This window comes from Methanobrevibacter sp., assembly GCF_015062985.1.
Lineage (GTDB): Archaea > Methanobacteriota > Methanobacteria > Methanobacteriales > Methanobacteriaceae > Methanocatella.
Genome location: NZ_SUTI01000030.1, coordinates 1 through 10,598, shown reverse-complemented (window position 1 = coordinate 10,598; position 10,598 = coordinate 1). Strand labels below are relative to the sequence as shown.

Annotated in this window: 17 protein-coding genes; 8 read left to right on the top strand and 9 right to left on the bottom strand. The window is 31.2% G+C overall.

All coding sequences use genetic code 11. The features are described from left to right. The 5 genes from E7Z77_RS09240 to E7Z77_RS09220 form a co-directional block, all read left to right on the top strand. A partial coding sequence (locus E7Z77_RS09240) for a DUF1524 domain-containing protein (RefSeq protein ID WP_292753298.1) occupies positions 1-663 on the top strand: 663 nt, incomplete at its 5' end. A gap of 15 nt (positions 664-678) precedes the next feature. After that, entirely contained in the window at positions 679-1,605 is a 927-nt protein-coding gene (locus E7Z77_RS09235; RefSeq protein WP_292753295.1) for an HNH endonuclease signature motif containing protein, read from the top strand. Between the two features lie 9 nt (positions 1,606-1,614). Next, positions 1,615-2,109, top strand: a complete 495-nt coding sequence (locus E7Z77_RS09230; RefSeq protein ID WP_292753290.1) for an HNH endonuclease — start codon at positions 1,615-1,617, stop codon at positions 2,107-2,109. 4 nt (positions 2,110-2,113) lie between these two features. After that, complete coding sequence (locus E7Z77_RS09225; protein ID WP_292753287.1) at positions 2,114-2,719, top strand: HNH endonuclease signature motif containing protein; 606 nt, start codon at positions 2,114-2,116, stop codon at positions 2,717-2,719. After that, positions 2,695-2,904 carry a hypothetical protein gene (locus E7Z77_RS09220; RefSeq protein WP_292753285.1) on the top strand — a complete coding sequence of 70 codons (210 nt, stop codon included), beginning with the start codon at positions 2,695-2,697 and terminating at the stop codon, positions 2,902-2,904. Before E7Z77_RS09225 ends, E7Z77_RS09220 begins: the two co-directional genes overlap by 25 nt. A gap of 393 nt (positions 2,905-3,297) precedes the next feature. Here E7Z77_RS09220 and E7Z77_RS09215 read toward each other — a convergent pair whose 3' ends face one another. The 6 genes from E7Z77_RS09215 to E7Z77_RS09190 all read right to left on the bottom strand — a co-directional run bounded on the left by E7Z77_RS09215 (position 3,298) and on the right by E7Z77_RS09190 (position 7,710). Continuing rightward, positions 3,298-4,005: a hypothetical protein gene (locus tag E7Z77_RS09215; protein ID WP_292753282.1), complete on the bottom strand. Its 708-nt coding sequence runs from the start codon at positions 4,003-4,005 to the stop codon at positions 3,298-3,300. A 12-nt stretch (positions 4,006-4,017) separates the two neighbouring features. Continuing rightward, positions 4,018-6,510 (bottom strand): hypothetical protein, encoded by a 2,493-nt coding sequence (locus tag E7Z77_RS09210; RefSeq protein WP_292753279.1) that lies wholly within the window; start codon positions 6,508-6,510, stop codon positions 4,018-4,020. A gap of 130 nt (positions 6,511-6,640) precedes the next feature. Continuing rightward, on the bottom strand, positions 6,641-6,952 hold the full coding sequence (locus E7Z77_RS09205) for a hypothetical protein (protein WP_292753276.1): 312 nt from the start codon (positions 6,950-6,952) through the stop codon (positions 6,641-6,643). Continuing rightward, complete coding sequence (locus E7Z77_RS09200; RefSeq protein ID WP_292753273.1) at positions 6,953-7,219, bottom strand: hypothetical protein; 267 nt, start codon at positions 7,217-7,219, stop codon at positions 6,953-6,955. Positions 7,220-7,227: 8 nt separating this feature from the next. Continuing rightward, the gene (locus E7Z77_RS09195; RefSeq protein ID WP_292753271.1) at positions 7,228-7,410 is read right to left on the bottom strand and encodes a hypothetical protein; all 183 of its coding nucleotides are present in this window, start codon (positions 7,408-7,410) and stop codon (positions 7,228-7,230) included. 12 nt (positions 7,411-7,422) lie between these two features. Further along, complete coding sequence (locus tag E7Z77_RS09190) at positions 7,423-7,710, bottom strand: hypothetical protein (protein ID WP_292753268.1); 288 nt, start codon at positions 7,708-7,710, stop codon at positions 7,423-7,425. 307 nt (positions 7,711-8,017) lie between these two features. On the opposite strand from E7Z77_RS09190, the gene E7Z77_RS09185 reads away from it, so the two are divergent. Next, positions 8,018-8,737 (top strand): hypothetical protein, encoded by a 720-nt coding sequence (locus tag E7Z77_RS09185; protein WP_292753265.1) that lies wholly within the window; start codon positions 8,018-8,020, stop codon positions 8,735-8,737. A 26-nt stretch (positions 8,738-8,763) separates the two neighbouring features. Here E7Z77_RS09185 and E7Z77_RS09180 read toward each other — a convergent pair whose 3' ends face one another. Genes E7Z77_RS09180 through E7Z77_RS09170 form a run of 3 tightly spaced genes read right to left on the bottom strand, consistent with a single transcriptional unit; the run spans position 8,764 to position 9,558 of the window. Beyond that, entirely contained in the window at positions 8,764-9,216 is a 453-nt protein-coding gene (locus E7Z77_RS09180) for a hypothetical protein (RefSeq protein WP_292753262.1), read from the bottom strand. Continuing rightward, positions 9,200-9,343, bottom strand: a complete 144-nt coding sequence (locus E7Z77_RS09175) for a hypothetical protein (protein WP_292753259.1) — start codon at positions 9,341-9,343, stop codon at positions 9,200-9,202. Before E7Z77_RS09175 ends, E7Z77_RS09180 begins: the two co-directional genes overlap by 17 nt. 2 nt (positions 9,344-9,345) lie before the next feature. Beyond that, positions 9,346-9,558, bottom strand: coding sequence for a ribbon-helix-helix domain-containing protein (locus E7Z77_RS09170; RefSeq protein ID WP_292753256.1), 213 nt, complete (start codon positions 9,556-9,558; stop codon positions 9,346-9,348). Positions 9,559-9,800: 242 nt separating this feature from the next. Between E7Z77_RS09170 and E7Z77_RS09165 the strand changes: the two genes are divergently transcribed. Together E7Z77_RS09165 and E7Z77_RS09160 are read left to right on the top strand one after the other, a co-directional pair. Then, positions 9,801-9,929 carry a hypothetical protein gene (locus E7Z77_RS09165; protein WP_292753252.1) on the top strand — a complete coding sequence of 43 codons (129 nt, stop codon included), beginning with the start codon at positions 9,801-9,803 and terminating at the stop codon, positions 9,927-9,929. A 10-nt stretch (positions 9,930-9,939) separates the two neighbouring features. Beyond that, positions 9,940-10,449 (top strand): HIRAN domain-containing protein, encoded by a 510-nt coding sequence (locus tag E7Z77_RS09160; RefSeq protein WP_292753249.1) that lies wholly within the window; start codon positions 9,940-9,942, stop codon positions 10,447-10,449. The last annotated feature ends 149 nt before the right edge of the window (positions 10,450-10,598 follow it).

The window sequence follows — 10,598 nt, the reverse complement described above, 5'->3', positions numbered from 1 at the left end:
TCAAGATTCACCAACTACAAAACACTTAACTACAGTACAATCAAAAACTTTGTATTCAACATAACTAAAGACATCAGGAGATGTTCAATTCCAGAACTAAAAGAAAAACTAAATAGACATTATCTTAACTTCGAAAGCAAACCTGAAGACGTCCTTCCAGATCTCAAACTAAACAGCTTTACCAAAAAATACATTAAAAATATGTTGGCTAGAGTTACAGGATTCATCGAAGAACAAACTGGTGTTGCCTCCAATTACTGCAATTACATGGCACAAACCAAAAATCCATTCGAAATAGAACATATCATCTCCGACCACTTTGAATGGTTCACAAAAGAATTCACTGACCAAAACGATTTCAACCAATGGCGTAACAGTGTTGGAGCATTACTGTTACTGCATAAAAGTATAAATGCCAGTTTAAATGATGCTGAATTTGATTACAAACTACAAACTTACTGTTCAAACGAAGGCAACATTTACAGTGAATCATTAGGCCAGCAAGCTTACAACAACAATCCACAGTTCAAAAGATTCATTGAAGAAAACAATTTACCATTTAGACCATATGTGGCATTCGGAAAACCTGAAATAACAGAAAGAAACGAACTATTGGTTCGGCTAGTACAATTAGTATGGAATAATGATATGTTTATGGATTAAATAGGTAGGGATATTATGGAAAAATACTGCAAAGCATGTGGAAGCGTCTTTGATGACCTAAATTATAAATTTTGCCCTTACTGTAGTAATAAACTCGAAACAAGACAGGGTAGACAACCGATACCACGTCAACTTCGTCATAAAGTATTTAAAAGGGATGGATATCGGTGCAAAGAATGTGGTGCAAGTAATAAAGAAACAAAATTAGAAATAGATCATATTAAACCAGTGGCTCGTGGAGGTACAAACCATATTGACAACTTACAAACATTATGTAAAGAATGTAATCGAGCTAAATATACAGATGAATGGGTTGGAGGTATATCTACTAGTGAAGAACTTATTAAAGAACTTAATTACTCAAAATCTCAATTAATTGATCTGAAAAGTAGATTATTAACATCGTCTAATGAAAATGAAATTATTGAATGTAAATATCAAATTTTAAAATTAGAGGAAAAGATTTCTAAAATTGAAGAACAGTTAAATGAATTGAGTGATGATGTTTTAGAAGCTAATAAATCTAATCAAGAACTTAAAGAGAAACTATTTAAAATGTTATATGTGTCATTAGATAAGTATACTTATGGAGTGCTCATGGGTAATTTTCATATCTCCAGCAAAAGTAAAGAAGATAATCTCAAACAATTGGTTGAATCACATACTGCTAAAGAAATTCATGATAAAATCATTGAAAAGAATTATGTCATTAAAATTAATTATCAAAGAGACAAAGGTCAATCAAAAGGTATTGAATTGTTTGATACTGATAAGTTAATACCTTATATGTCAGATTATAAAAATAACTTGAATATTAATAATAATGATGCAAGCACATTAAATACGATTCAAATTGAAAAAGTGGCTTCACAAGCAGCCAAGGATGCTGCTCATGAAGTAACCAAAGATATACTAGGAAGCATATTTAGTCAAATAAAATAGGTGTTCCTAATGGAAAAATACTGCAAATCCTGTGGAAGAGTCTTCAAAGATTCAGATTTCAAAATCTGTCCATACTGTGGCAATCAATTATCTACAAGAACTGGCAGACAACCAATTCCACGCAAACTTCGCCATCAAGTATTCCAAAGAGATGGATATCGATGCAGGGAATGTGGCGCTACTAATAAACAAACTAGACTTCATGTGGATCATATCAGACCAGTAGCTAAAGGTGGAACTAATGACTTAAGCAACCTTCAAACATTATGTGAAGCATGTAATAGGGCCAAATATACTGACGAGTGGGTTGGTGGCACATATAAATATATGGAAGGAATCCCTCAATCTTACAAAATGTTATCTGAAAGTGATATAAAACAATTGCAAAAAGACTTTTCATTAGATAATGAAGATTTTTTTGACATGTTATTTAAAATGGATGATGATCAATTAAATTCATTAAAATCATGGTTAAAAAAGAAATATCCTAATGGTTATTGGTGAAACTATGGAAAAATACTGCAAATCTTGTGGAAGAGTCTTTGATGACCTAAACTTTAAATTATGTCCGTACTGCGGTGGGGAACTAGCTACAAGATATGGTCGCCAACCAATACCTCGCCAACTCCGCCATGAAGTATTCAAGCGTGACGGGTACAAGTGCAGGGAATGCGGGGCCGGTAAAGATGAAACCAGCTTAGAAATAGACCATATTGTGCCGGTTGCTAAAGGCGGAACTAATAATATAAATAACTTACAGACACTTTGCAGAGAATGTAATAGGATGAAACACACAGATGAGTGGGTTGGTGGGGAAACAGATTTGGAAACAGTCAAACAAGAATTAGATTCGTTAAAAAACCAAATTAAAAAAGTAAAAAATAATTTAAGACAAACAAATAATGAAAATGACAGAATTGAATATAAATATCGGCTCATGAAATTAGAAGAGAGATTGCCAATTGTTGAAAAACAATATGGCATATTGTATGGGGAAAATAAACAATTTGAAGCTAAAAGAGAAAAAGAAGAACAAAAAACCAGTTATATAAAAAATTATATGTTCAACTTAATGATAATGAAATTGCAGTGCTTTCAGAAGGTTATGGAATAAATTATGATAATAAAGATAAAATCATTAGATTTTTGGTTAATAGGTACACTGAAAAGGAAATATATGATGTTTTAAATAGCGCGAAGGATCTAAAGAAAATTGCAAGATGGAAAAAGGTGGCTGGGGAGCAAGTCAAGAGGCAATGGGCAGATGGGAAAAATCTAGGAAAAGCTAGAATGAAGTAAGAAATTATAATGACTATTGAATTCGATGGTATTCTTAGGTTATTGAATACTTTTAATGTACATTTTTACCTATATAGATAACAAAGTGTATGGTCAAAACTTCAGCCCAGACAGCTTCAGGCCAGGGTGTGGATACTACACGTATTGCTGCTTTGGGGCTTTCATGCAGGGTTTCAAAGCGTTTTTCATGATTGCATGATTTGGGCAGACAATGCCTACAAAAGATGTTACTTTAATTGATTCTATGGCTAATTAAATCATGAGCATGTTGATGCAAACCCCATATTATTGGTTGCTACCATGAAATACTGACGGCAATTCCGCAACACTCAAAACAAGCTTATGTGCGTATAGCTGTAACAACAGGAAATGGACATTTTTATAAAAAAATAATTAGGAGTTGCGTTTCAACTCCTGAAATTTAACTTCGGCTTCCTCTGGAGTATCAAGGTTATACAGTTTCATTAACAATTCAGTCTGGTCATATTGCTTCTTTTTAGATAAACATCTAAAAACAGAAAACAAAGCTTCACCACTAGGCTGTGCATCATCATGAAAAGGACAATGATACATTTTACGATATGCATAATTATAAATAGGTTCACCTAATGTTAATCTAGTAAGATCGAACATATTCATAAAGTTATGATGACCGTCTTTTACATACTCTACAGTTAAATTAACCATGTTTGGTTCATTTGGAACTTCATAATCCTCAACTTTTAGGATATCCAAACAATCTGCATTATTAATATCATTTTTAAATGATTTAACAAAGTTAATATAAACTTTATCGGCGGCATTTAAACCATATCTTAGCCCCATATATCTTAATGAGCGTGTTAACTTTTTATCTTTTTCATTTATAAGATTTGGAGATAGGTATGATTCTGCCGGATAAAAAAGCCCATCTTCTATCTTGCCAAAGATATAAACCAAATGATTGTTGATTTCTGAATGTTTTTTAATTTTCAAATAAACATCTCTGTGGTCATAGAACTCCTTATTCTTATGTGTATAAGGTACATAAACTCCAGTATCATCATACAACCAACCTTTTTCTTCCAATTCTTCTGTAATTTTGTAAACATCTGTTTTCATGTTATCATCCTCCTATAATTCAAATGGTTTAAAACCATAATCTGCTTGTAGTAAATCGTTTTCAAAAATTTTCTCTGTTGGTTCTTTAGGTGTAGTAAAATTAGCTAAAACTTCTTTTAAATCATCATCTAACTGATAATAAGTTTTACCATCTTCATTTTTAATTGTATTTATGTAATCATGGGATTCCAGTAAGTCCAATTGCTCACCTAACTCCATATTGCAATATTCCTTTGCATCAGGTATTGAAAAATCCTGATCACTGTATACTACATCAAATATGCTATAAAAATCTAATTTCTGATTAAATAATAATTCACATATTTCTAAAGCAAAATCTGAACGACCTATTTCTGAACCAAAAATAGTGGTACTGTCCCACTGCTTGGCGGTACTTGGCAAATCGGAATCGCCATAGGAATTTGATGTTGTATCTTCAATTGGAGCATTTTCCACTATTTTCGGTTGGTCGGCAGCATTTGCACTATTTTGGTCTTTATATGTTTCTTCAACATTTTTATTAGGTGATGAAAATAAGTCAATCATATACTTCAAATCATCATGTTTAGCATCTTCTAATTTAATTGCATATTTTTTTAAATCAAAATTGTTCATTGCATCATTGATAAAATTATAATAACTATCATAATCATTCAAGTCTATACAATGATTTTCACTTTCACAATAATTTTTTAGATATACATATCCTTTTTCATTTACTGTAATATTTGCCAAGTATAAAAAAGAAAGGAGAATTCTTATTTTGTTCTCAAAGGTATCAAAGTGCTTGGCGTTTTCGATTTGCCAGTTATGCCAGAGGGTTTTTATATCTTCATCATCTTCATTTTCAACCTTGAAATAAACCCATGGCGAATTGTCATTTTCAGCATTAAATCTTATTCTACCAATTAAACCTAAATCAAGTAAAGATTTAGAAGTGCCCTGTGATCTATCAAGATAATTTCTAACAGATGTTTCGCTAACACCAATACGCTTAGATATTGTTTTACGAGTATCTAATTCATCTAAGATGTCTGCTTGATCTGCGGGTGTTGATTCATCATATTTTTTTAATTTACTTTCAATATCTTCAATTGCTTGTTTACGAGTTTTTTCATCAAGAATAGATAAAATATTTTTTTCTTTGTCATTGAGTTTGTACTTCTGTGTATCGGCTTCTTTAGACCATATGTCTGCAACATGCCAGAAATCCTCATAAGAACCAATATAAATGGTTTTGCCAGCAAAATTAATCTTTTTAAGTTTATTGGTATGGAAAAAACTTTTGGATTTTACCATTGCAATGAAATGTTTAATGTTACGATTTTCTAATGGTGTTGGGTCAAACAATACTGCAAATGGATTGAAAATCTCAAGTTCCTGTTCAACTAAATATTGTATTGCTGCCTGAATAATTAATCTTGATCGTGATATGATTTCATTATTATCTGCATTGATGATAGTGTTGAATTTAATCTTGTTTTTGATTACTTTTTTACTATCTTCATCAATATTCATGTTTAGCTTATATAACCTATTCAATAATTCCTCATCGGGATTGTCCTTAGCGTAAGTGATGATTATTAAAAATTTCCCTGGCAATGTAAAATTAACAGCCTTTTTATCAATTACTGTTTTCAATTCTTTAACTGGTTTGTTATTGTCAGACAATACTTTGAGCAATCCGATTGTTTCATCTGTTAGCACTACATCATCAAAAATTACAATATTGTATTTGCCATAGGAATCTCGATCGTAATAGATGTTTTTTGGTGAAACAGTTGACAAATGATGCACATAACAATCGGGTATGTTTTTAACAGTTTCTGTTGTAACATCTGTTTTCCCTTGTCCTGTGTTGGCATCCAATTCTGTGTGTGTTGGTTCGCCAATGAATAAAGAAACAGTGATTAAAGCTAGTTGATCTTTTGTTGTTTCATTGCCTGCATGAGTAATTGAAATGGAATCCACATATTTCTCATACAAAGAACCATCATTAATGATTTTCAATGCTTCTTTTTGAATTAAATCAGGATAACTATCAAAGCCAAAAACATCTTCTTCCTCTTCCGTATCTTCGTAGTCTTTTGGTGGTTTTGTAAATTCAAAATCTTCATCTTTTAATACATCAAGACCTTTTGTTTTTCTAATGTTTTTAATAACCTCTTCAACAAACTCATCAAAATCTTCAATAATATTAATGTCCACGCTAGTTGCTGATTCTTTTAGTTTGTCAAGTAAGTTTTTGTCTGTTTCAATAATTAATTTTCTACTTTTATGCATAGCCAATGTGTGGAACTCATTTTTTTCCTTTTTAACCCATGCATAAACAATTTCTGATTTTAAACCTTCAGTTCTGCTGATTTTTAAAAAAACAGTCGAATTGTCTTTATCAGGATAAGGCATGTAAATTCCTGTATCATCATTAAGATAATCTAATTCAGATAATTCTTTTACATAATATATTGATTGTTCCTTTTCTTCTTGTTTGGCGCTAAAGCTCATGTTAATTCCTCCATTTGTTGGGGAAGTAGAAAAAAAGATAAAGTATTTAACCATCAAACAACAGATAAGTAAATGCTAATAAATTTGTGGTTGTTTGATAAGTTTACTTATCCAATAACTACTTCTAATTTTATAATACCATAATTTGTAATTCTATTTGATTAAGAACACTTTCAAGAATGTCAATCAATTCTCCTAATCGAAATATTTTTCTTCCAAAGCGTTTTTTTCTTCTTTCTTCACTATCTTCATTCGAAATTCTAGCAAGATTTTGTAAGTAAATATGTCTGGATCTTTTACGCATTAACAACATTTCACTAATTTTTAAATATTTATCGATTTTTTCTTCAGTTGTTAATGTCCAAAATGACATCCAATCGAAATTGCTATATTCATCAACTTCTTTCTCTAATTGATGATTTTTAATTGCAAAACATAGCATCTAATCATCTCCTTCCAATTCATGATTTAACAAGATTACATTGTCTGTAAATTCATTCAATCCTACTAACAACTCTTCTTTTAAGATGGTGAGTTCGTTAATGTAGAATTTTATTTCTTCTTCAGATTCAGAAGTCATACTGTCTTCTGAATCAAAAATAGTAATCATCAAATCTTGTGCTATGAGCATATACTTGGATTTTAATGCATCTAAGTATGTGCTTCTATTTTGTACATCTAATATGGCGTCAGTAATATTTCTCATCATTTTATCACCTACATTCGATCAGCCATAGCTTCTGATTTAGCTATTTGTCTTTCTATTTCTGCTTCAATTTCTGCATCTGTTGGCTCATGACCTTCGTAATAAACATCACCTTTTTTACATATGCAATTTTTACAATAATGGCATTGGTGCTGTTCATCATATTGCAATTCACAAAAACTGTCAGTTATCATGTTATCACCACTTCAGTTGTTTTCTAAAAATTTGTTGATTAAAGTTCTACAGTCTTCCAAGTCCTTAATAGCATCATCAATTATGTTGGCACAGTTGGAAGTTTCTTTAGTTAACATATCATTATGCACATAAAGATCTTTGCCTTCTGCTTTACCATCAGCATAATCCAATACGCTATGCTTCAAACTATCGTTCAAACAAGTCATGTCCAAGCAAAATTTATTCAAATGAGTAATACTTTCTTGAGTTTCTTCTAGCTGCATAAGCACATCCCATTTAGTAATATTTTGACCATCCATAACTATGACCTCCTAATGAATTTATTTATTTTTTTACAAATTCAAAAGTTAATGTAAAATCATGATTTTATCTAAAACTTTTTATTTACAGTTATTATGTTAGTTTAAAGGATATATAAAGTTGATTGGTTACTGTACGGTAAGGTTTAATCTTCTTTTTCTGATTGTGGAGTAATAAATAGGTTAAAATTATTATTTTTCCTAACTGTAGGGTTAGGTTTTTTACAAATTTCACAACAATACCTTACTGTGCAGTCATGTTTTTTGACCAATACTTTTAAGTGATTCTAATAAGATAATAATATTCATGAGAAAGATTGCTAATGAAGAAGATTTGTATAGAATCACCATATATGCTCCCACTAAATATCATAGGGCAATTGTTCACTTATTGGCTTCATCAGCCATGCCTAACAATTTTATTGAAGAATTAACAATCGAACAATTATTATCCGCATGTGATACTTATTTTAAATTTGGTGAAAACAAAACTATTGATAATTTAATAAAGAAAGACCCTGTTAAAGATAATTACATTCCTTGTTTTGATTTTAAAGATGATAACAAACCTAGGATTGCCTGTTGCAGCCCAAAAGCCTTGAAAGTAATATTCCAATACATCAATTATAGAAAAAATATAAAAATGGACGAACCATATATTTTTTTAAACTCTGAAAATGAACCTATAATTGATAAAGATGCTATTACTACAATAATTCGTAAAGCACGAAAGAATGTAAATAAATTTGCAATTGACGGCACTTCAAATATCACTGCTAATCAGATTAGAGCTAGATTTTGGCATATTGCTGAAAATAATATGCATGGAATCTATAAAGATGAAGTTTTGATGTTAATGAAAGGTAATTCATCTAGAAAAAACAAAAATTTTTATGATTACATTTGTAATGACAAACAAGTATTGATTAATCATTATAAAACAATTGTTGATTTCTTAGCAATACGATCAGAAGATGATAAACCTAAAACCCAAACAAGGTCATATACATCAGATTTTACTTATTAATTTGTTGAGAGCGTCTAATTTGAAACTTATTCGTTCTTCATTTTTTCTGCTTTTGAGGCATTCTCTAACTCTTGTAATTCGGATTCTAATTCTCCAATATTCAATTCTAATTTTTGACAAATCTTTTCTATTAGTTGTATAAGTTCATCAGTAACTTGGATATTATAAATAGATTCAGGCATTAGTGGATTCATAAAATCAAATGTATGTATGAAATCCACTTTCGGATAAAATTTAATAATGTTTTTGAAGTATTTTAGATAATCTTTGAATGTATTATAATCGTTTTCATAATCCTGTTCTTCAGCCCAATCATATCGGGATAACTTATTGTAATATTTCTCCAGTTCGTTCATGTGAGGTAAATTATAGTAGATTGTACCTCCATTTTCATATAAATTCCATGTTGCTACCAATTTATCTAAACGTTCTTTCTGTTCTTTTAGATCTGCTTTTCTGTTTTCAATCTTTTGCTTCATCTACATCACCTTTAAAATTTACTCTGATCGGTTTGTTTCCTACAATTTCTCTAACTTTCTTAATCATTATTTGCATTATTATCGCCTCAACTTCTTCCTGGTTGGTTGCTTCATATGATTTAGGCAACCTTATTCACCTGCTTCCTGCTTCATTTTTCTGTAAAGTTCAGTGATGCTATAGCGGACAATGTTGCTGCGACTCATTTGTGTTTGTTCTGCTATAAAATCCAATTGTTCTTCTAATTTTTTTGTTAATTTCACACTTATCGGCTTGGACTGGTAATCCAATGTAGTGTTACTTTCTACTGGAGCATTAATGTCTCCATTATCATTTAATTTCATACTACCTAGTATTTTTTATGAAGTATTTAAACTACTGATTTTTTCCAATTTGGAGTAGGACACCAAATATTGCTTTAAATTTGATTTTTTCAACGATGCCTGCGAGACGGTATAGAACTCGGAAGGTTAGCGATAAGCCACTCTCCTGAGAGAGTGATGTGGATTGTTCTGCATGCTAATCTTGAGCTTTAAAGAGAGTTTTAGTATGTTTGAACATCAACAATCAATTTAAAGGTGAAAATATGCAAGAAAATAATTTTGTTGTAAATTTAGAGCATTATGATGTCGAATTGTTTGTAGCTCATAAAGAGTTCTTAAATGACGTTGAAATGCAAGTTTCAACCATAGATTTTGAATGTCTTGGTTTATAGGTGGTTTTATATGTGTGTTTTTAAATCTAAGGTCGTGGGATTAAATTTCCACAAAGTTGAGAATCCTGTTGAAAGTGGTGACTATGTGATCCTTGCTGCAGAAGATAATGAGCATGATCCTGATGCAATTGCAGTATACAACAGTGATAAAGAGCTCATTGGTTATATTGCTAACTCAGAAAAGACCCTAAGTCCAAGCAATAAGAAAAATGGTGCTCTTAGTGCCAGTGAACTTAAAGGTAAGCTTGACTTCAATGATAAAGAGTTCTATGCCGAGGTTGATCGTGCTTTTAAAACCTGTCTTTTTATAATGATTAACGACGGCAAGTGGTCATATATCGGCAACAAAGAAGCTTCCGACATTGGTTTTGTAAAAGCAAGTGAGCTTGCAGATACTCTTGAATCAAGTAATGATATCGATGAATTGAGAGCAGAGGTCGAAAGTCTTAAATCCATAGTGGCAGACTTGCATGAAATCGTATTGGATTTGAAATTGATTGCCATTAGCAGGGGAAAATAATTCCTCTGCTTAATTATTATTGGGGTGACACTATGAATGAAATAGAAATTGGTTTGGAATTTGTCAATGAATGTTGCAATACCTCTTACACCAATCCTGAAGATGTTATTGTAGCTGGTGAACAACTTGCGGCAGAATTGCTTGCAGGT

Excerpts from the sequence above, each read along its gene's own strand:
- E7Z77_RS09185 (WP_292753265.1), top strand. The coding sequence starts at position 8,018 with ATGAGAAAGATTGCTAATGAAGAAGATTTGTATAGAATCACCATATAT.
- E7Z77_RS09180 (WP_292753262.1), bottom strand. The coding sequence starts at position 9,216 with ATGAAGCAAAAGATTGAAAACAGAAAAGCAGATCTAAAAGAACAGAAA.
- E7Z77_RS09230 (WP_292753290.1), top strand. The coding sequence starts at position 1,615 with ATGGAAAAATACTGCAAATCCTGTGGAAGAGTCTTCAAAGATTCAGAT.
- E7Z77_RS09200 (WP_292753273.1), bottom strand. The coding sequence starts at position 7,219 with ATGATGAGAAATATTACTGACGCCATATTAGATGTACAAAATAGAAGC.
- E7Z77_RS09205 (WP_292753276.1), bottom strand. The coding sequence starts at position 6,952 with ATGCTATGTTTTGCAATTAAAAATCATCAATTAGAGAAAGAAGTTGAT.
- E7Z77_RS09170 (WP_292753256.1), bottom strand. The coding sequence starts at position 9,558 with ATGAAATTAAATGATAATGGAGACATTAATGCTCCAGTAGAAAGTAAC.
- E7Z77_RS09215 (WP_292753282.1), bottom strand. The coding sequence starts at position 4,005 with ATGAAAACAGATGTTTACAAAATTACAGAAGAATTGGAAGAAAAAGGT.
- E7Z77_RS09165 (WP_292753252.1), top strand. The coding sequence starts at position 9,801 with ATGCAAGAAAATAATTTTGTTGTAAATTTAGAGCATTATGATGTCGAA.
- E7Z77_RS09235 (WP_292753295.1), top strand. The coding sequence starts at position 679 with ATGGAAAAATACTGCAAAGCATGTGGAAGCGTCTTTGATGACCTAAAT.
- E7Z77_RS09160 (WP_292753249.1), top strand. The coding sequence starts at position 9,940 with ATGTGTGTTTTTAAATCTAAGGTCGTGGGATTAAATTTCCACAAAGTT.
- E7Z77_RS09190 (WP_292753268.1), bottom strand. The coding sequence starts at position 7,710 with ATGGATGGTCAAAATATTACTAAATGGGATGTGCTTATGCAGCTAGAA.
- E7Z77_RS09210 (WP_292753279.1), bottom strand. The coding sequence starts at position 6,510 with ATGAGCTTTAGCGCCAAACAAGAAGAAAAGGAACAATCAATATATTAT.
- E7Z77_RS09195 (WP_292753271.1), bottom strand. The coding sequence starts at position 7,410 with ATGATAACTGACAGTTTTTGTGAATTGCAATATGATGAACAGCACCAA.
- E7Z77_RS09225 (WP_292753287.1), top strand. The coding sequence starts at position 2,114 with ATGGAAAAATACTGCAAATCTTGTGGAAGAGTCTTTGATGACCTAAAC.